We start from the raw sequence: 20,650 nt of genomic DNA, 5'->3' as shown, positions 1-20,650 counted from the left end.
TTTATAAGTTATGAAAGATTAAGTAAGAATTCATGAAACCGTTTGATTATTCGCTCAAGTTTTTTAAAAAAACCGTACAAAAATGACAAAAATTAAAGCGATATTGTTTTATATCCGTTACCCTTAGCCCAATTGCATTTTGCTTGTAACACCGCAGAAATGACCGACGAATTTAAAAAATCGACCGCTAATTTAAAAAAAGCGGTGCCCTTGATGATCAAAAACCACGTAGCGGCAACACCAGCCAACTACGCGCTTTGGTATACCTACGTAGATAAGACCATTCCAGAGTTGAACCAAGAAATGGATATGGTTCTGGAAAATTACGACGTATGCCCTCCTGCTATGCACAAACTGCTCTACAACAACTATGTAGCAAGCAAAGCAGAGACCAGCATAGAAGATCTTAAAACCAACGTAGAAGTGCTATTAGGTGAGGTCTCCAGCTCTATGACAGACACCATCACCGATACGTCCTCCTTTTCTGACATGGTCGACAAAAGCTTTAATAAGCTAGAGAAAGTCGAAGACAGCAGCCTCAGCATTGAAGAAGTCATGAATGTTGTACGACAGCTTGTTGTTGAGTCTCGTGAAATTCGCCATTCAACCAAGTTTCTCAACAGCCAACTGACCAATGCGAGCGAAGAAATTTCTCGTCTCAAAAATCAGCTTGCTGAAGTACAGAAAGACGCCTTATTTGACGGCCTCTCCAAGCTGTATAATCGTCGTGCCTTCGATAACGACCTACGTATGCTGATTGACAGCAAACAGGCAATGACACTGATTATGCTTGATATCGACCATTTCAAAGCATTTAACGACAATTATGGTCACTTATTCGGTGATACGGTGATCAAAGCGATTGCGCGTCGCTTACAACAAAGCTGTCGAGATGGCATCAGTGCCTACCGTTTTGGTGGCGAAGAGTTTGCGGTGATTGTGCCAAACAAATCATTGAGAATCTCTCGTCAATACGCGGATACGTTGAGACGAATGATTGAGAAGTTGCGTGTCCGCGACAAACGCTCAGGTAGCCAAGTGCACAGTATTACTGCCTCGTTTGGAGTTGCGGAATTTGAAATCGGCGACACGCCAGAAAGCTTGGTCAACAAAGCCGACAAACAACTATATGAAGCGAAGCAACTCGGCCGCAACCGTGTCATGCCGCTGTAAGACTGATTTCCCGGTAAATAAAACACTCAAACAAAACCCCAAGCACGTGCTTGGGGTTTTGCTTTCTTGGGCTGGATCGTTATTTTTTCGCTTCTTAAAGCATCAGTCAATGCTGTAGCAGTAACTTAAGAAGTAATCTTCACCATTTTTCGCGGTAAATTCTTTATCTTCACTGCACGCCATTGGTTTGCCTTTTTTGTCGCCTTTGATCAAGCTGATCCAATGACGCATGGCTGTTGGGGCGTTACCCGTCAGCTCAGGGCTAAACGTGGTACGGGTTTCTAGTTGGATATCGTCGATGTCCATCAACTCAACACAACCTGTGCCTTTGTGACAACCAAACAGCACTTCAGCGTGGCTTCCAGATTCGTCTTTAAACAGAATCGATTTCGGATCTTCTTTCTCACCAGTGTACGCTACGAAGTGCTTTGGACTTTTAAGGCCACTGTGCGTACCGTCTTTGAAGTAAGCCATTACATGTCGGTAGTCGATAACGTAACTGGATACATCTTGGTGTGACCCATTCTCTAGTGGGAACATTCGGTCTAGTAGTTGCTTCGCCTTAATTTGCTTTTCGCTTTGCTGCTCAGCACTTACCGCCTCGACGGCAAATACGGCTTCAGCGATAATTGGGCGTTGTTGTTCTTGGATGTCTTTTTTATCGAAGTTCAGCATATTCATCGTCGTTTCCTCTCACTTAAACACTCTTCCTAGAGTAAAAACTTAAAACCTCTGTTTAAGTTTCAGGCAAATTTGTGAAGTTGATGGTTAATTTCCTTGCCTGCTCAGTATGTAGACTAGCGAAATATTGACTACAATTTCACAACAAAAATTTTACAATGTGAATTTTACAAAATGTCTGTGTCAAAAAGTCTTATTCGCCAATCTCATTTCTTGGGTACGAAAATTCGCAACCTAAGGAAAAACAACCATTTAACGATGGAGGATTTGTCTGCGCGTTGTGTAAGGATAAATCCAGAGTACGCGCCTTCCGTTTCTTACCTATCGATGATCGAACGTGGAAAACGCGTACCGAGCATCGATATGTTGGAAGTGATCGCCGAAGTTTTCCAAAAAGAACCCGCTTGGTTTTTGGACGATGAGCCAGAGCTCGAAGCCATCACGCCCAATAAAGGCAACCGTGGCGGCATTAACGGGATGGCGCTCGAACCCAGCTTCTTGTTCTCTAACGATATCCTGCAAATCGCGATACCAGAGATGCTCTCCCAAACGGGGATCACAGGGCGTCAGTTTGCTCATCTTTTGATTCGTGCTCACCAAGAAAATCATCAAAACCACTTTCCAGACTTAGAAAGAGCGGCAGAAGAAGTCGGCTTAAAACGTTTGAATCTATCGGTTGAAGACTTAATCGACATTGCCAAAAGCTTGGGATTGGACATTCGTTGGATTGATCGCGCCCCTCAAGATGTGGTTGATGAACTGGGGGTCAGTGCCAAACAACTCGTGACTTCTTTTATGGAAGCCCCTGGCACGATTTACCTGAATAAACGAATGCGTGATTACCCCACTCGCTTAAAGTACGACTTGGCCGTGTATATTGGTCACAGGGTGCTACACAGCAGTGATGGTATGAGCAATGTGCTCTCTATTGGTCACCAGAACAATTGGGAACAGACAGACAGCCCGGTGTCGAACTCAGAGCTAAACTCTCAAGATATCCTCCAGGCATGGCGCGATTTTGAGTCGAGTTTCTTTGCCGGTGCATTACTCTGTCCAAAAGTGCCATTTCGCCAATTACTCGATCGCTCAGGTTATGAAATCGATGTTCACAAAAAAGCGGGCGTCTCCCCTTCTGTCGCAATGCGCCGCATGACGGTGGTATCGCCGTACCCACATTGGCATTACTTTGATGCTTATGGACCAGGTAAGCTCAAAGCGGTTTATCGTGGTAATGGTATTCCACTCCCTTGGGGGAACATGCGCAAAGTGAATGACCCTTGTCAACACTGGGCAGTCTTCCGTCGTCTGTCACAGCCGCTAGATACCAGCTCAGCACAGATCTCGATTCTCAATGTTGGTAATGAACCACGCATCTACTGTTGTGAATCAGTCAATGTATTTGATCCAGCAGGAAACAATCGCGTGCTTTGTGCTGGCATAGACCTCAACCCGGCTATTTCTGCACAGGGTGGGGATGCGATTGCAATTGCAGAAGAGCTAAAATCGCTGTGTGTCTCTTCAGGGGGCAGTACGGTGATTCCACAGCACATCAAAAAGGATCTGACGACGATAGCTAAGATCCTCAATATCAATTGGATTGAACGAGGAATTCAAACTCAAGCAAGATTGATTTGTTCAAGAGGCGCGGTATGTCCAAGACAACCGAGTTGCTATAACAAGTGTGGTGATTCAGGAGATACTGGAGACGAGGTGCAAGTTCTTGACCTATAGAAAGAAAAAACGCCAATCACAATAAAGGTGATTGGCGGTATATACTTGTGAACAATGTGTATTCACTAACAACGTCAGTTGGCTAGGTGACCCTCGGCTTAATAAGGGTCAATCTGTATAAAGCACGATGCGTGCCAACTTTTAAAACACCATTTTTTCTTCGATCCTGATGCATATTGATGATTTATTGAGCACACATTTTGCAAATCGCATTTGCAAAATGCAAAGAACTGCAAAATATGCTACAGATCGCATTGCTACTAATCCCTTTATCAGCAATAGCCTCGTTGATGAGTACACCCCTTTAAAATGAAAATCAGTCAAAAGCGGGAAGACACTGACTGTGTTTAAAGCACTATCAACGTTTAAGTATTACCCGCCATAATGCTTTTGCTGATACATCCGCTCATCTGCAATTTTCATCATTTGTTCTGGCGATGTCATGACAGGATCAAACATCGCGTAACCCATGCTAGTGCGCAGATAAATCAGTTCTCCGTCATAGATAACTGGTGTGGAGCACAATGCCGTTCTTAACTTTTTCAAAAGTGTTTGGATATTTTCTTCTGTTTTCGGGTTATGGACCACTACCAAAAACTCGTCCCCGCCCATACGTGCGACAATATCAGAGCGACGCAAGCTGCTTGTGATTCGCTCTGCACAGGCAACAAGTACTTTGTCTCCAGCATCATGTCCATGAGTGTCATTGATGTGCTTGAAATGATCTAAATCGATGTTCACAAGAGCGAAGCGATAACGTTTTTTATAACGCTTTGCGATTTCAAACTGATGCTTGTACGACTGCATAAAGTAACGTCGATTTGGCAACTGAGTCAGCTCGTCATGCAGCGCACGGCTATCTGCCACAATGTACAAACGATAAATCACCATCAATGCGATGCTCATCGCTAGTACAATGGGATAACCGACGAGTCGTGCAATATGAAGTCGGTGCCAAGACACTTGTTTTTCCAACTCTCCGTTGGCATAGACCGTAATACTCCAACCGCCATAAGGGAAATGCACTTGCTCTTTGGCATACACTTGGCCGTTTTCGCTCGTTTGACCAAAGAAAACATCGCCAAGTTCGCCACCACTATCATAGCCACGAATCGTCATGTAATAACGATATGAAAACTCGATAACCCCCGTATCTCTCAGCAAACCGTCAAAGTCGATGACGGTACTGATCACGCCCCAATAATCATTGTTTATCGGTGGATCACGAAAGACAGGGACACGCACAATCAACCCTTTCCCACCTTGCACTAGCTCGATAGGGCCAGCGATAAAGATTTCTTCAATTTCCTTAGCTTTTTGAACTTGTACCCATTGTTCTGGCACAGTCCGATAATCCAAGCCAACCACGGCTTCATTCCCTTTTAAGGGAAAGATATGGCTGACCACGTCGTTTTCTGCCATGCCAATCACTGTGATGTGCTTGCTTTTGTTTAGGATTCGATTGGCTGCAAGATTAAGCTTGCGCTCCTCATCTTTAGGCAGCAAAGTAATGAGCGTGGCAAGGGTGCTGGCTTTATAGATATCAGCCATAAGTTCCGCTTCCAAATTGGAACGGAGAATAGAAAGTTGTTCTTTGGCCTCAACTTGAACTCGCTCTTGGTAGAGGCTTTGCTGGTTCCGATGTAACAGCTCAATTACCCCAATACACAAGGCAAAAAAAGTGAGAAAGAACAATGCAAAATAGCCCTGCTTTCTGGGTGAATAGCGCATTTGTTCCTCACTATCTCGTCCTGACTACAACGAGACTTATTCATTATTGTTAAAATGCTTATTTACCTTAAGAATAACCAATAGCTATCGTAAAGGTAATAAATATCGACCATTTTTATAAATGAGAAAGGTAAAGTGAGATGCAAGTACAAGGTGATTTATTTAAAAGCTCATTTTGGCAAGAAGTAGCACAGGGCAGAATTTACTATGACCCTAACTTTCTCAGTAACTTAGAAGCTGATCGTTATTTCTCTAACCTTCGCTCTACTCTCCCATGGCAACAAGAGCGCATCACCATGTTCGGCCGCTCAGTACTGCAACCTCGGTTACAAGCTTGGCATGGCGATGTTGCCTATACATATTCAGGGTTAACCATGTCGCCACACCCTTGGACACCGGATCTCAATGAGCTAAAAGCGCGCTGTGAAGCCATTGCCAACGTTCAATTCAACTCGGTCTTAGCAAACCTATATCGTCATGGACAGGACTCCATGGGATGGCACCAAGATAATGAGCCAGAGCTTGGTAGAAATCCGGTTATCGCTTCTGTAAACCTTGGCGAAACTCGACGCTTTTTACTGCGGAATTTACATTGTAAAACTCAGCTAGAGTATGAACTTAGCCATGGTGCCTTGTTAATTATGGCAGGAGAACTGCAGCATCATTGGAAACACGCGGTGCCCAAAACGGCAAAACCGAAAGGTGAACGTATCAACCTGACCTTCCGCCATATCGTGACCAACTATTGACTGAGGCATTACATAGCAAAGAAGCATTGATGCTAGGTTTGAATTCTGGGCTTTTTGTGGAATGTAATTATGCGTATCAAACCTCTCAACTTAGCTATCTTGCTCTCTTGTTCGTTGGTCTTTAACGTTCAAGCCGACCAGGACTCACCCGTGTTGAGCTACCCTCAATCTGCACAGTTAATAAAAGATACGTTTGAGTCGCAGCTTTATTCCCTACCAGCATTTAAAGAAGGCCACTTTGGGTTGCGCATGTACCGCCAAACTCTAGATGATAAATACCTTCCTGCGGTGTGGACAGACATGGCTCAAGTCGCCAGCCGTTTGAATCACTTTGCCAGTGATGTGAATACGCCAGAACAAATCATATTGTATTCAGAAAAACGCCTTGCCAATTACCATGACCAAGAAGACGAACGAGGCCAGCGCCGCTATACCGTGACCAAGCATCAACCTGAGTATTTTTATCTAGGGGTCGATTTGCTGGGTGCAATGGCAAGAGCTGACGAATACGGCCTTAAACACAAACACGATAAGACCTTAAGAAGCGTCATTCGACGTTATGATTTCACCAAATACGCGACCGATCCTGAAATGATCGAGGCATGGGCAGCGCAACTGGCCAATCAAGTTTATTGGCTACGCCAACTGGGTGAGCAAGATGTCGTCAATGACTTCACCAAAGCGTTTAAAAGCACCTACCCAGATTCACAGGATAAGAAGTTGTCACCGCAGCAATACAGCAACAAAATCTACGGCATGACACACATTATTTTTGGTGATTCTCAGTACTATCAAAAACAGGTCAATGAATCTGACCATCAATGGATATACGATTACTTCCGCGACAATATCGATACGATTATCTTACGCTCTAAAGAAGATGTGATTGCCGAAGTGGGTATTACGTTTCTTCTTGCGGGACTAGAGAATGACCCAGTCGTCGAGAAAACACGTCAAGCGATTCAAGGCTCAATCAATCTCGAACAAGGCATGATCCCATCGGTCGATGGCGACTTCGACTTAAAATATGGAGAGCATAGAAATGTCTTGGCTATCATGTTATTGGACTGGAAGGGTGTTCACCAAGCTCCGACGGTTGCCAATCAGCCATTCGCTTTTCAATCGTTACCCTACGGGCTGGTTCCGAAATCGTAATATGGTGCTATTTAAACAATAAGGTTAGACCTTCTGCTTTTTCTGTACTTGTTCATAACGGACTAAACGAAAATCTTGATAGCCTTCCATCACACTGAGAATCATCGGGTTATCAAAAAACTGTTCACTGGTTCCAGCATAAAAGGTGACGCTGCGGCTATAACAGCACTTTTCTAGGAAGCAGTCACTCATAAACTGCTTGAGGCTGCGGTCTCGAATCGGAAAATACACCATCAAGCCTCGGCTGATCTCCGCGATATGATTAAGTAATGCGGTTCGAATGGTTTTAGTGAGAAAGACCACGCTGATAAGATAAATCGCCCCTTGCTTTAGCTCATACAATACATGACCAACCAACATCTTCTTATAGTAAAAGCAAAACACTTTAGGCTGGGTCAAACATAAGGCATCAAACGTATCTGTGACTGCATTGCCATTTTGCCTGAAATGAGAATCGAAGATCAGTTGTTTGTCGTCCTCGTCCAGCTTCTCAAAAGCAACATGACTGCGATGCGTGATTTCATAGTCATACACCGTATTCAGATTTTGGAAATTCACAGGATGTTGCAGTGCTTTTTTGACACTTTTTAGCTCTTGTTCATCATAGTGATAAGGCTGCTGAAAGAAATGAGCAATCCCGAGGCGGCGCAATAGAGTGGGTTCAATCTTCCCCCTTTCCCACTGGCTCAATGTAGCTTGGTTTAAACTAGAAAAAACACGATGAGCGGAGGAGAGGAGTTCGGCCAACCCATCCTGCGAGTAATTTGATTTTTTTCGGTAATGCTTCAATGCATTTGCAAAATGAAGACGATCGAACTTCATCCTCTCTCCTAGCCAACTGGGCTCAATATCAATGTGTTATAAATCTTTTAATTAAAATAGATAAGATTTCAGTATTTCGTAAAATGAAAAACACAATAAACCTTACCGGACTTAAATCGTATTCGCTGTAACGTCTTCAGGGTAATTGTCATGCAGTGACGTCAGTGGTTGTTCAAAACCGACTCGACTGCCTTTGGGAATCACGACCAATCCCCCCTCCGTTACGAAAAACCGCTCACTGTCTTTCTCAAGTTTCTCACCAATGACTGTCCCTGGAGCGATATGGACATCCTCTTCAATAATGGCACGTGTAATGCGGCTGTTTGCTCCAATCTTACAGCGCGCCATCAGTACCGCCTCATGCAACATGCTGTTTCTACCTAAATCACAATCAACCCCAATCACAGAGCGGATAGAGCACGCCCCTTCAATTCGGCAGCCTGAAGCGATATAGCTGTCTTTAATGCGAACTTTAATGCCTCCCGCATCATTACATAAGCTCGATCGCTGCGAGACGATTTCTTTACTAAGCAATGGCTCTGAGCTTTTCTTTTGCGTATCATTTTGCTCAACCAACATCGCCATTTGCACCGACCAATAGTCATCAACACTATTCAAACCATGCCAATACAAAGGGGCTTGGTCTGAATCAACGACTCCCAAATCGAATATTGCCACTTTGACCTTCTGAACCAGTTTACCAATCACATCACAAGTTAAATCATGTCGTCCGTCTAAGTTTTTTGCATTGGTGAACAAGCCTTTGACTAAGGTCGCACGCTTAAGCACATAGTTCTCGGTAAGCACAAGAGAGATGCCTGGCTTCTTTGGTATCTCTGCAGGTTGCTGTGGCTGGTGCTGAATGCTTGTTACTTGGTTTTGCTCATCCAATTCCACAACATGATAAGCAGACGCTCGCTCGGTAGGAACTTGAGCTACAACAAGCGTTAACTCAGACGCTTGGATTCTGTGATATTGCAGCAATAAAGAAAGGTAGCGCCTATGAATTTGTTCTCCACCAACTAACAGTACATGCTCATCAGTCGGACGGTTAATGGCCTCTAGGTTTTGCAGCAAAGCATTGGTCCAATTGTACTGCAACGCAGGCAAAAACTTATTATGGGGGTATGCCGGCTCAAGAATGTCGATGTTCGCTTCGTACTTGCTCCATGCACGCTTAATGTGTTCATTTAAAGCAGGGCAATGGAATCGACTTAAGACAAGATTACGCTTGATGCCAGATTGAATTAGATTGCTCAACGCAAAGTCAATCAAACGATGGGCACCCGCGAATGGGGTAATAGATTTACAGCACGTTCCTGAGAGCGGCTCTAACCCACCATTCTCCTTATCGGCTAACACGATCGATACTACTTTTGACGTCATGTTTTACTTCCTTGTCTTATTTATAGTTTAGAAAGTAAACGTAAACCGTACGGCAGTACTATTCAATATTGGGGGCAATGTGCTCAAAAAATAATATTACAGAGCAATGTTCTCTTAAATATTTAAGCAATCTCTCATTCAAGCGTTTTATAAACAAAAACCCGCTATGGAAGCGGGTTTTGATTTATTTTTATGTGCGGGCATCCCTTAAAGAGAAATAAAGATACCGGCTAAACAAGCGCTCATTAGGTTTGCTAGGGTACCTGCTGCTACCGCTTTCAGTCCCATATTTGCTACGTCTTTACGACGCTCTGGTGCCATCACACCAATTGAACCAAGTTGAATCGCAATCGAACCGATGTTGGCAAAGCCACACAAAGCAAAAGTAATGATAATTTGCGTGTGCTCAGTCAGTGTCGCTTTATGTTGTACGAAGTCGATAAATGCGACGAATTCGTTCATTACGATTTTCTGACCGATATAAGAGCCCGCTGCAAGTACTTCGTGGCCCGGAACGCCAATCAACCATGCTAGAGGTGCAAATAGGTAACCGAAAATAGCCTGTAGCGTGATGCCAGCAAAACCGAACATTTCACCTAAGTTTTCTAAACCCGTGTTTACCATCGCAATCACACTCACGAAGGCAATAAGCATCGTACCGACCGCGACGGCAACTTTCATACCACCCATCGCACCGCTCGCTAGCGCATCGATTACGTTGCTTTCTTCTGATTTATCCAGCTCGATGTTGTTGTAATCACTTGGGGTTTGACGCTCAGGCACGATGATTTTTGCCATCAATAAACTACCTGGTGCTGCCATAAAGCTTGCTGCGATTAGGTATTTCAACTCTACACCTAGACCTGCGTAACCACCCAAAACACTACCTGCGACTGACGCCATACCACCAGCCATTACCGCAAACAGCTCAGAGCGGGTCATGTTTTGTAGAAATGGACGGATAAGAAGTGGTGATTCGCCTTGGGATAGGAAGATGTTACCTGTTGCAACCAATGATTCTGCTTTGCTGGTACCCAAAAACTTTTGGATAGCACCGCCAATAAATTGAATCACTTTTTGCATGATACCCAAGTAGTAAAGGGCAGAGATAAGAGCGCTGAAGAAAATGATGATAGGAAGAACGCGGACAGCAAAGATAAAACCAGTAGAAGCAAGGTCACCAAAGAGGAATTTGATCCCTTCATCAGCAAAACTTAAAAGACCCGCAACGCCACTACTCAAACTGGCCAACGCGGCTTGCCCCCAAGGGAAGTAAAGCACTAGAGCAGCAAAACCCATTTGGAGCAACAAAGCACGAGATACGGTTTTCCAATTGATTGAAGAACGGCTCTCTGACAGTAGGAACGCACAACCTAGTAGTGCAACAATACCAAATAAACTAAATAGAACACTCATGAATCAGACCTACTGAACGTTGAAAAAGAAAGAAACACCAAAGGAATTGGCAAAAGAAAGGGACAACGTGTCGAGTGACAAGGCACTCGTAGATCTAACATGGCGACAGAACGGATAGTTCGACATCTTATTTTTACCTTATACAAGCAATTGAACTTAGCTGGTCCGGTCCGTGGGGTCATTCACTGCTGGAGAGTATTCGACTCATCCCGCTCCATGTGACGGCTTGTATGGGTAAGGGTCCTGAACAACGAACCCTAATTCCCGCTTAAACGGGTCGCAAGTATAGCCATCAAAACGAGAGTTTCATCACATTTATTTACGCAAACGTTCAAGCGTTCATTTTTTGCGCAAGAATGCCAATTTGTGTTCATACTTGTAGTGAAAATAGGGGTATTAAGAGGGGAACGCATGGTGAAACGGCCAAAAACGGACAATAAATGTTCAATCGAACACCAAAGTCCAAAAATGAGTAATTTTGCTCTCGCCAATCTATGGATTTTGGATATACAATTTGGAACGCTTCTTTCCGAAGCCTCTGTGTATTCAGAGCATCATGATGCCGAGATGGTGAAATTGGTAGACACGCTAGCATGAGGTGCTAGTGCCTTAGGTGTGAGGGTTCGAGTCCCTCTCTCGGCACCATTATTCTTCCTATAAGAAATTTAGAGTGTAATGCAAAGTTCTAAGCAGGCAAGACAATCCGCTGATGCTAACCAACTTCTAAGCGAGCTTGCAGTGCACGCCCTATTACACCTGCACTTCAAACTCCATGCGTCCTCGCGACCTATTCCCTTAAAAGAACGTAACGACTTACTGCAAAAATGGCTTAAGCCTAAGCTTAAAAGTAACCGCTACAAACTGATTAAAAAGCCGTTAAAGTCTCTGACTCAACAGGCCAAAGGGGAAAATGGCAACCTTGAAGCTTTGCTTGAACGCTGTGTGGGTGCGAATAAACCGAGCAATCCGCAACCTCACCTCGATAGTTACTTGCTACTGATTAACGAAGTAGAGAAAAAACTCGGTACGACCGTACTGCTCTCGCGTCCTGAAGATGTCGATTTATCACACGACCAGCATGGCTGCTTGCTGTGTGTTCTCTCTGACAACTTAAACCAACACTTCGATGATAATAACGCCATGATCGCACCTATTTCGATGCTTTTCCGTGGCCCAATGAGTCAACGTTCACTGTTCTTAGGTAGCATTTATGCCAGCAACACCTTCAATTATGAAGTTCAATATCAAGACGAACAATTTGTACGTATCTCACTCGAGTTAGCGTAAGTTTGATTGATATAAACATACCATTAACGTTGTAAGCCAAGTTCTAAAAGGCCGCGAATTTCGCGGCCTTTTGCTTATCGAAACATAACGTTTTCTCGATCAATCCAGCTCGCGAAAGCGGGCCGTAAAGTGACGAAGTACCGGAGGCTCATAATCAAAGGTGAGTCCCTTTAACTCATGCGAGCGGTTCTTCAATTCAATAATGGCATCGGCGATATAATCCATATGGTCGTTGGTATATACACGACGCGGGATGGTCAAGCGCATCAATTCGAGTTCTGATGCTTTCTGTTCACCTGTTTCCGGATCTCGACCAAGCAACAGTGAACCAATCTCTACTGCACGAATCCCCGCTTCTAAGTACAAAGCATTACACAACACTTGTGCTGGAAATTGATCCGCGGGTATATGAGGTAATATTTTCGCTGCGTCAACAAACACGGCATGACCACCCGTTGGATATTGAATTGGAATGCCACCCTCGCGTAGACGCTCACCCAAGTATTGCACTTGGCTGATGCGGTAGTGAAGGTAATCCTCATCCGCACCTTCATATAGACCACGAGCCAAGGCTTCCATATCACGGCCAGCCATACCACCGTAAGTCACAAAGCCTTCCATCGGTACACATCGTGTTTGAACCGCTTGGAACAGCTCTTGATGGTCGCGAATACAACACATACCACCAATGTTTACCATTGGGTCCTTCTTCGCTGACATAGTGAGCATGTCGCCGTATTGGTACATCTCGCGGATGATTTCAAGAATCGATTTGGTCTCGTAGCCCGCTTCGCGTTGCTTGATAAAGTAAGCGTTCTCACAGTAACGAGCCGAATCAATCACCACTGGAATGTCGTACTTGGTTGCGATTTCGTACACGCTGCGCATGTTTTCCATCGACACAGGCTGACCACCTGAACTGTTACACGTAACCGTTGTGATGATCGCACAGATGTTGTGAGAACCATGCTCTTCAATCGTTGCCACCAGCTTATTAAGGTCAAAGTTCCCCTTCCAGTCGTATGGCGTGGTAGTGTCGAATGCTTCTTCTGTTACCACGTTAATCGCTTTACCGCCATTGAGCTCAATGTGACCCGCTGTGGTGTCGAAGTGGTAATTTGATATAAACACTGGTGTCTCACCACCGCGAACCTGACGCATACGTTCAATCAAGGCTGGGAATAAGATTTGCTCCGCCCCACGACCTTGGTGCGCCGGCACTGTCAGCTTGTAACCAAAGAAGTGCTCTACCGCATCACACAAGTTGTAGTAGTTGCGGCTACCCGCGTAGGACTCATCACCCATCATGATCCCCGCCCACTGATTGTCACTCATAGCACCAGTGCCAGAGTCGGTCAGCAGGTCGATATAAACATCATCACTACGAAGAAGAAATGGGTTAAAACCCGCTTGCTTGAGGGCAACTTCTCGGTCAGCCAAGGTCGTCATTTTGATTGGCTCAACCATTTTGATACGGAACGGTTCTGGGATACGTTTCATTGTTAATTTCCTTATACGCATGACCCTACGCACTTAAGCGAAGAGTAAAACAAACAGATAAATTGCTTTTCAATGCGAGAGCATTGAGGAAATTAACGACCAGAAATTTTACTAAGAAGAGACAGGCAGAAGTCTAGGTTGTACCAGAACGACAGCACCAAACGGCTATCAAGAATATTCTTGACTCTCATCGTCTTCGTCCTCCTGATAAAAAGAAAAGCCAGAAACCCCATGTCCCTGACCTTTTCAATATAGTGCAGTTTTCAATCAAATTTCAGTGAAGCTCACCTCATTTCACGAAGGTCTTGCCCTTTTCATTCTGCGCTTAATGCTGCTCTCTTTGACCATGTAGTCGAACAATGGAGCAAACAAGTTGGCAAACAAAATCGCTAGCATGATGCCTTCCGGATAGGCTGGGTTGAGCACTCGAATAAATATCGTCATCACGCCAATTAGTATACCGTAAGCCCACTTGCCACCGTTTGTGAATGCAGCCGATACGGGGTCTGTCGCCATAAAGAAAGTACCGAACGCGACGCCACCAATCACGAAGTGCCAATAGAAAGGCATAGAGAACATGGGATTGGTATTCGATCCAATTGCATTAAGCAGTAGCGACGTCACGGCTAAGCCAACAAAGACACCCGCAACAATCCGCCACGACGCGATCTTCATAAAGATCAGCACCAGACCTGTAAGCGCGATCAGCAGGGTCGAGACTTCTCCCATAGAACCCGGCAAATTACCGACGAAAGCGTCCATCCAAGAGATAGGCTGGCCTGTCATATTGTTGGTCAAAGCGCTCTGACCACCTTCGTACCATTGGCTAAGAGGGGTTGCACCAGAGTAGCCATCAGCCGAAACCCAAACGGCGCCGCCAGACATATTGGCTGGATAAGCGAAGTACAAGAATGCACGCCCTGCCAATGCAGGATTTAAGAAGTTACGCCCCGTACCACCGAAGATCTCTTTCGCTACCACGATACCAAAAGTGATACCTAACGCGGCTTGCCACAACGGAATGGTGGGCGGGAGAATTAACGCAAACAGAATGGAGCTAACAAAGAAACCTTCATTCACCTCGTGCTTGCGGACGATAGCAAACAGCACTTCCCAAAAGCCGCCAACTACAAACACTGTCGCGTAGACAGGCAAAAAGTAGGTTGCACCGATCAGCATTTTACTCGCCCAACCCGCTTGGCTGGCCGCCTCTACTGAACCCCAAACCCAACTCAGCCCCCAAGAGGCATCAATGGCTTGTTGCGCGACAGCTTGGTCAAGGCCGTACAGCAGAGCATCGCTGGATTGCTGACCGATGTTATACATGCCCCAAAACATCGCGGGGAATACGGCTAACCACACCATGATCATGATGCGCTTCAAATCGATGCTGTCTCGAACATGGGTAACGCCGTGGTTCACTTTACCCGGCGTATAAAAAAGGGTTTCAACAGCTTCGAAGAGTGGGTAGAACTTGTGGTATTGGCCTCCCGGTTCAAACTTTGGTGAGACCTTTTCAAAATAATGCTTCAGACTCATAACGTCTCCTCCTCTAAAGAATGTTACGAGCCGCTATCAAAAGCGATCGTTTTTAGCCTGTTTAACTCCCCCATTACGTATTTATCTGCTGGCACAGAAGACCTTGCTATTATGTAAACCGTGAAAGGCGTGCTTATACTCAATCAATAACAAAACAATGGAGTGGATTATGAAGTTAAGGATGATGTGGACCGCGATGATGTCGTTGGCCGCTTTTTCATTTGCAGGTAACGCATTGGCCGTAGACAAGCAGATGTCTCCTGGTTTGAAGAAAAAAATGCAAGCGATCTGCGGTTCGAAAGGCGGTGTCCCTGGAGGTTGGCAAGTGGCGAAAGTGACACCAGATGCCGAACGCTCGCTCAGCATGATTCTGCATCAAATGAATGCGACGGATAAGTTAAAACAAATCAATGATGTGAGAACTCAAATCGTCGGCGGTACACACTATGCGATGGAGTTTGAGCTAAAAGATGGTGAAGTCTGGAACGCGATAGTCCTGCACAGTGCTCGCGGCGATTACATGATCGAGAGACACGCCAAAAAAGGCGAACTCTGCCCGAAAGACGGCAACTCCTAATTCCCAGATTCAAATACAATAAAGGCGACAGTTTAGTCGCCTTTGTTCTTTTCTGGTTTAGCGACGGCTTCAAACGCTCGTGTAAACTGATAACTCATAATCTGGGGGCGAATCAAATCACATACTAAGTCAGACACATCATGCTTGGTGAATGGTAAATGTTCCGATAGAACCTCTTTGGACTCTTTATCAACCGTTTGAAAAGATTCAACAATTCTTAGAGGAACGTGAAACTGATGGTCTCTCACGAGAAAGAAATAGTATTGGAGATGTTCGCCATACGTCGCTGCGTTGTTAATTTCGCTACCAATTTTCACCGCTTCAACACGGCTGCCTTCACAATCAAATTTAAGCACATTGGTAATTTCTGCTTCCATAGAGCCTGGCACGTAGACCATATAATCTGACTCCAACTCGTGACCTGATAACAGATATGCATCATTAAAACTCAAGATTTGAAAACTTAAAGATGGAGTAGGTACCAACAACATCGTCAAAAAAAAACTACCTAAAAATATCTTTGAATGTACCTTTTTTATACAGCCCTGCAAAAATCTCATGTCGTTGTCCATATGAATCTGTATTTTTATTAACTACCGCTGTAATACTATCCGTGACAGTACGAGAGGCTCCTTTGTCAGCTTTCAAATATAACTTATTATTTAACCAAAAAATCATCGCAGTCCTTACTGCATATTTTGGTTTAGCCACAAGGTTTGGGGAGGAAACAAAACTCACATCTTCATCCCAGATGTTGGCGTGTACTCCTTCTATTGCAGCATAATTCCCCTTACCTGTAAGCTGTATCATTCCTCTACCGCGGTACTTCCAGCCATCACCAGTGCTTTCACTTCCATTCCCTATTCTCATAGCATACGCATTGTTTGCTATTGCTTGTTGATTGGCTTTTTGATTGATTGCGGCGTTTCTTCCATGTTTTTCTGCTAGCTCTGGATTTTTACGATAGGTTTTGAATGTATTTTTTAATCCCTGAACTGAATAATTGAAATTCTCTTCAAGCGTGATATAAGGACCTACCTCTTTTACCAATTGAGCAATGAAGTGCGATATTCGTAATTCGCTATCTAACTTACATTCAACTAGCTTTGATGAAAGTTCTTCGCTTATAACTAGTAAATATTCATCTGAAACTCTCGCTTCATTCTTCCAAACTTTCCTAAGATGTTGCTTCGTAATCATAACTCCTCCAATAAATACAAATTTAAATAGAAAGAGCTAGAAAACATCTTAAAAATGTAAGTTAAACGCTGCCATACGTCACCTTTAAATCGCTTTATACATATAAATTACGTTATCTTGCGATACAATCCACACTCGAAGAATAGCGCACGATATCAACAAACTCCTGTCGCCATGCAGGCTCATGTTTAACGACGTCTACTTTGTGATTGGCTAAGCCAAACTTCCAGCACACCCGACACTAATAACCTAACAAACAAAGTCATTATTTTTCTGGGGTACTTCTAGTTTGGCTTTTTACTGTTAAACCGTCTCGGTTTTCGCCTCTATCTTCTCATTCACTTTATCGCAAATGTACTCCCCAATCGGCATTGCAGATGTCGCCGCGGGAGAGGGGGCGTTGCAAACATGCAGGCTTCTCGCGCTTTCGGCAAACAAGAAGTCATGAACTAAGGTTCCATCGGATAACACTGCTTGCGCGCGAATACCCGCAGGATATGGTTTGAGGTCTTCGACCTTGATGCTTGAGCAATATTTGTTGACCAATTTCAGATAGCTCGGCTTCCACCACGAGTTCTTAAACTCATCCAATCCGGTTTTTAGATGCTTTTGTGTCACCTTCCAAAAGCCGGAGAAACTGAGCATTTGCATGGTATCTTGCAAGCTGAAGTTAACCTTGTCGTACCCTTCTCGCTTCCAGCCTTGCACCGCATTTGGACCAACGGTCACACTGCCATCAATCATGCGAGTCAGGTGGACGCCCAAGAATGGCAAATCAGGGTCTGGAATTGGATAAATAAGATGATTCACCACTTGGTCGTGTTTGCTATCTAAACGGTAGTATTCGCCGCGATAAGGGATTATTTGGAAATCGGTTGGAATAGACATCATCTTAGTCATGCGATCCGCCATCAAGCCGCTGCAAGTGACCAAGAACTTGGCATTGAGCTGCATGGTTTGCCCGTCTGAAATGCAGGTCAGTTGGACTTCTTCATCCTTCTCTTCGGCAGCCACCACTTTGGTTCTCAAGCTAATTTGCCCGCCGAGCTTTTGGAACTCTTCCGCCATCTGCTGAGTGACCAAACGATAATCGACAATACTGGTAGTTTTGACATAAATCGCGCCTAAGCCAGTGATGTTTGGCTCAGCCAGCTTGAGTTGAACTTCATCGAGTAGCTTTACGTCGATGCCGTTGACATGACAGCGCTCATAGAGGGCATTCATGCGTTCGACTTCTTGCTCATTGGTCGCAACCAGTAACTTGCCACAGTTCTCCACCGGAATATCGTGCTCGGCACAGAACGAAATGGTTCGCTCTACCCCACGCTTACAAAAATCCGCTTTTAAGCTGCCCGGAGCGTAGTACACCCCGGCATGAATCACGCCGCTATTGTGTCCGGTTTGGTGCTTGGCAAAACCGGACTCTTTCTCAACCAATAAAATGGATTTGTCTGGATGACGTTGCTGCAGTTGCCATGCCGTCGACACACCAACGATACCGCCACCAACAATGATGTAGTCATAGACTGATTTCATACGACCTCTTATAAAACCGATAGTTGAGATTGTTGCAATTTGAACTTGCGACCACTGTAAATGAACACCGCGACAAATACCGCGCAGCTTGCCACACGAACCAACATTGGTATGTCGTGCCAAACCAGCAATGTACCCACCACTACCAACAAGAGACGCGTCAGAATGTTTAGAGGACCTTCCAAGTAGCCTTCAATAGCACCAATCAATGCATAGGTACCGATGATGGCAAAGAAACCTACAGTGATCACCGATGTCACATCCCAACTCACCAAGCCTGTGTAAGCAATCAACAGCGGTACAAGATACAAACCTTTGGCGATTTTCCACGCCATCAAACCAGTGCGCATTGGCGGTGTTTTGGCGATGGTTGCTGCTGCAAATGCGGTCAAACACACTGGAGGAGTAACGTTACTGTCTTGCGATAACCAGAAGATGATGAGATGAGCAGCCAGCAATGCCAAACCTACCGCTTCCATACCCAGACTTTGCTCTAGTAGGGTTTCCATAAAGTCCGCAGGCACTAACGCCACCATTTCTTTCGCGGTTTCCAACGCCATTGGTGCATTAAGCAGTTCCAGCTTTTCTGGCGCCGCCAACATAAAGATGGCTTTTGCTTGTTCAGGCAGTTGACCCGACACCATCAATTCAAGCAATTGGTTTTCCGCAATCAACTTGTAAAGCGCAGGGGCAGACAATGTACCCAATACAATATACGCAGCTGTCACGGGTAACCCCATGCCCAATACCAGCGAAGCGAGCGCAATCAGAACGATCATGATGAACAAGTCACCATTCGCCCAACCGTCGATCATCAATGAGAACGTATTACCAATGCCCGTGGTGCTGATCACGTTGACCACCAAACCTATACCTACCAGCAATACGGCGGTTGTCGCCATGTTTTTCGCACCTTGCGAAAGTGCTTCGATGATCGCTTTTGGTCCCATCTTGTGATCTTTCGAGAACCAAGACGCCACCACCACTGAAATGATCGACAAGCCCGCAGCGTAAGTCGGCGTAAAGCCTTGAACCAACAAAGTGACTAATACCGCCAGTGGAATAAGGTTGTGCCATCCGCTGATCACTACTTTTAGTAGAGACTCATCACTGGTCGTGATCTTTTGAACGCCGCTGCGTTTGGCTTCGATACGCACAAAGAACGCCACAGACAAGAAATAAATAAGAGCAGGAATAAAGGAAACCGCGATGATATCGACATAAGGAATTTGAGTGTAAGACGCCATGATGAAAGCACCCGCGCCCATCACTGGGGGCATCAGCTGACCACCTGTTGACGCTGCGGCTTCAACGCCCGCAGCAAAGCGCGAAGGGAAACCTGCTTTCTGCATTAAAGGAATACTGATAACACCGGTTGAAACCGTATTTGCCACACTGGAGCCCGATACTGAGCCCATCAATCCCGAGCCAATCACCGCAAAAAACCCGGGACCGCCGATGATTTTGCCTGCCGCAGCACGTGCAACGTTGATAATGTAATCACCAACACCAGAGCGAACAAGAAACGCACCAAACAGAATGAACATGAATACGAAAGTCCAACTGATGCGCGAGATAGAACCAAACATGCCCTCAGAAGAATAAAAGCTGCGGTAGAGCAAGGTTTCCATGCTCAAACCCGGGAAGTGGAAAATGCCTGTCGCCCACTTACCCCAAAACACAACGTAACTCAGACACACCACAATCAACACTGGAATAAACCAGCCCATGGTGCGTCGAATCAGTTCGATAACAATCAAAATTGCCATGATGGCGAAGACCCAATCGCTGGTCACGAACTTCACACCGCGTTCGTACAACGCATCTTCGGCATAAGGAATGTAGAGCAAACACGCGACCGCGCCCATAGCAATCAACACATCGATACCGAGTGCAATCTTACTCTGCTTGAGAGAGATATGAGCCGGATACCAAAGCGCACAAATCACCGCGAAGCCAGCAAAGTGGGTCGCGGAAATCCATAACTCTGGTAAGGTCGATAAGGTATTAAACCAAATGTGCAAAGCAGACAACACCACGCCAAACACTGTAATTGTGGTGGTTACCCACGGAAAGTCAGTGCGCGTGGGCAGCTCAAACTTCTGTAATTCCTTTTCTATTGAGTCGCTCATCTCATACTCCAAGCTCTGGCGGCTTTTTCCATCTT

General features: G+C 45.1%; 17 protein-coding genes and 1 tRNA gene. 7 read left to right on the top strand and 11 right to left on the bottom strand.

The genetic code is table 11. The features are described 5' to 3' along the window. The first annotated feature begins 159 nt into the window (after positions 1–159). A complete protein-coding gene (locus ATB76_RS00325; protein WP_038868575.1) occupies positions 160–1,173 on the top strand; it encodes a GGDEF domain-containing protein in 1,014 nt (337 codons plus the stop codon). A 102-nt stretch (positions 1,174–1,275) separates the two neighbouring features. Here ATB76_RS00325 and ATB76_RS00320 read toward each other — a convergent pair whose 3' ends face one another. Further along, positions 1,276–1,854, bottom strand: coding sequence for a malate synthase (locus ATB76_RS00320; RefSeq protein ID WP_038868558.1), 579 nt, complete (start codon positions 1,852–1,854; stop codon positions 1,276–1,278). 174 nt (positions 1,855–2,028) lie between these two features. On the opposite strand from ATB76_RS00320, the gene ATB76_RS00315 reads away from it, so the two are divergent. Then, positions 2,029–3,585, top strand: a complete 1,557-nt coding sequence (locus ATB76_RS00315) for a DUF3612 domain-containing protein (RefSeq protein ID WP_080774276.1) — start codon at positions 2,029–2,031, stop codon at positions 3,583–3,585. Positions 3,586–3,957: 372 nt separating this feature from the next. On the opposite strand, the gene ATB76_RS00310 is transcribed toward ATB76_RS00315, so the two are convergent. After that, positions 3,958–5,316: a diguanylate cyclase gene (locus tag ATB76_RS00310; protein WP_061034374.1), complete on the bottom strand. Its 1,359-nt coding sequence runs from the start codon at positions 5,314–5,316 to the stop codon at positions 3,958–3,960. 140 nt (positions 5,317–5,456) lie between these two features. On the opposite strand from ATB76_RS00310, the gene ATB76_RS00305 reads away from it, so the two are divergent. Continuing rightward, positions 5,457–6,065, top strand: a complete 609-nt coding sequence (locus tag ATB76_RS00305; RefSeq protein ID WP_039976038.1) for an alpha-ketoglutarate-dependent dioxygenase AlkB — start codon at positions 5,457–5,459, stop codon at positions 6,063–6,065. Positions 6,066–6,134: 69 nt separating this feature from the next. Then, entirely contained in the window at positions 6,135–7,220 is a 1,086-nt protein-coding gene (locus ATB76_RS00300) for a DUF3541 domain-containing protein (protein WP_038868553.1), read from the top strand. A gap of 24 nt (positions 7,221–7,244) precedes the next feature. On the opposite strand, the gene ATB76_RS00295 is transcribed toward ATB76_RS00300, so the two are convergent. The 3 genes from ATB76_RS00295 to ATB76_RS00285 form a co-directional block, all read right to left on the bottom strand. Beyond that, positions 7,245–8,042: a helix-turn-helix transcriptional regulator gene (locus tag ATB76_RS00295; protein ID WP_061034373.1), complete on the bottom strand. Its 798-nt coding sequence runs from the start codon at positions 8,040–8,042 to the stop codon at positions 7,245–7,247. Positions 8,043–8,153: 111 nt separating this feature from the next. Continuing rightward, positions 8,154–9,428, bottom strand: coding sequence for a sugar phosphate nucleotidyltransferase (locus ATB76_RS00290; RefSeq protein ID WP_061034372.1), 1,275 nt, complete (start codon positions 9,426–9,428; stop codon positions 8,154–8,156). Positions 9,429–9,635: 207 nt separating this feature from the next. After that, positions 9,636–10,844 carry a NupC/NupG family nucleoside CNT transporter gene (locus ATB76_RS00285; protein WP_038875278.1) on the bottom strand — a complete coding sequence of 403 codons (1,209 nt, stop codon included), beginning with the start codon at positions 10,842–10,844 and terminating at the stop codon, positions 9,636–9,638. 561 nt (positions 10,845–11,405) lie between these two features. On the opposite strand from ATB76_RS00285, the gene ATB76_RS00280 reads away from it, so the two are divergent. Together ATB76_RS00280 and ATB76_RS00275 are read left to right on the top strand one after the other, a co-directional pair. Next, a tRNA-Leu gene (locus ATB76_RS00280) sits at positions 11,406–11,489 on the top strand. 30 nt (positions 11,490–11,519) lie between these two features. After that, positions 11,520–12,131 (top strand): DUF2913 family protein, encoded by a 612-nt coding sequence (locus ATB76_RS00275; RefSeq protein WP_038868549.1) that lies wholly within the window; start codon positions 11,520–11,522, stop codon positions 12,129–12,131. 99 nt (positions 12,132–12,230) lie between these two features. On the opposite strand, the gene ATB76_RS00270 is transcribed toward ATB76_RS00275, so the two are convergent. Both ATB76_RS00270 and ATB76_RS00265 read right to left on the bottom strand, forming a co-directional pair. Then, positions 12,231–13,631 (bottom strand): tryptophanase, encoded by a 1,401-nt coding sequence (locus ATB76_RS00270; RefSeq protein ID WP_039976044.1) that lies wholly within the window; start codon positions 13,629–13,631, stop codon positions 12,231–12,233. Positions 13,632–13,925: 294 nt separating this feature from the next. Next, positions 13,926–15,170 carry an NADH:ubiquinone reductase (Na(+)-transporting) subunit B gene (locus tag ATB76_RS00265; protein ID WP_061034371.1) on the bottom strand — a complete coding sequence of 415 codons (1,245 nt, stop codon included), beginning with the start codon at positions 15,168–15,170 and terminating at the stop codon, positions 13,926–13,928. 169 nt (positions 15,171–15,339) lie between these two features. On the opposite strand from ATB76_RS00265, the gene ATB76_RS00260 reads away from it, so the two are divergent. Next, the gene (locus ATB76_RS00260) at positions 15,340–15,747 is read left to right on the top strand and encodes a cystatin (protein ID WP_032802191.1); all 408 of its coding nucleotides are present in this window, start codon (positions 15,340–15,342) and stop codon (positions 15,745–15,747) included. 32 nt (positions 15,748–15,779) lie between these two features. Here the strand turns inward: ATB76_RS00260 and ATB76_RS00255 are convergent, their stop codons facing one another. From ATB76_RS00255 to ATB76_RS00240, 4 genes are all read right to left on the bottom strand, one after another. Continuing rightward, positions 15,780–16,145, bottom strand: coding sequence for a hypothetical protein (locus ATB76_RS00255; RefSeq protein ID WP_227741113.1), 366 nt, complete (start codon positions 16,143–16,145; stop codon positions 15,780–15,782). A gap of 106 nt (positions 16,146–16,251) precedes the next feature. Beyond that, positions 16,252–16,947, bottom strand: a complete 696-nt coding sequence (locus tag ATB76_RS00250; protein WP_050568801.1) for a hypothetical protein — start codon at positions 16,945–16,947, stop codon at positions 16,252–16,254. 303 nt (positions 16,948–17,250) lie between these two features. Then, complete coding sequence (lhgO, locus tag ATB76_RS00245) at positions 17,251–18,483, bottom strand: L-2-hydroxyglutarate oxidase (protein WP_061034370.1); 1,233 nt, start codon at positions 18,481–18,483, stop codon at positions 17,251–17,253. Between the two features lie 8 nt (positions 18,484–18,491). Beyond that, positions 18,492–20,615 (bottom strand): TRAP transporter permease, encoded by a 2,124-nt coding sequence (locus tag ATB76_RS00240; RefSeq protein WP_061034369.1) that lies wholly within the window; start codon positions 20,613–20,615, stop codon positions 18,492–18,494. Positions 20,616–20,650 lie beyond the last annotated feature (35 nt).

This window comes from Vibrio sp. MOR3 (assembly GCF_001557775.1).
In the GTDB taxonomy this organism is placed as follows: Bacteria; Pseudomonadota; Gammaproteobacteria; order Enterobacterales; family Vibrionaceae; genus Vibrio; species Vibrio jasicida.
Note: the sequence above shows the minus strand (reverse complement) of the source record. Positions and strands in the feature narration are given on the sequence as shown.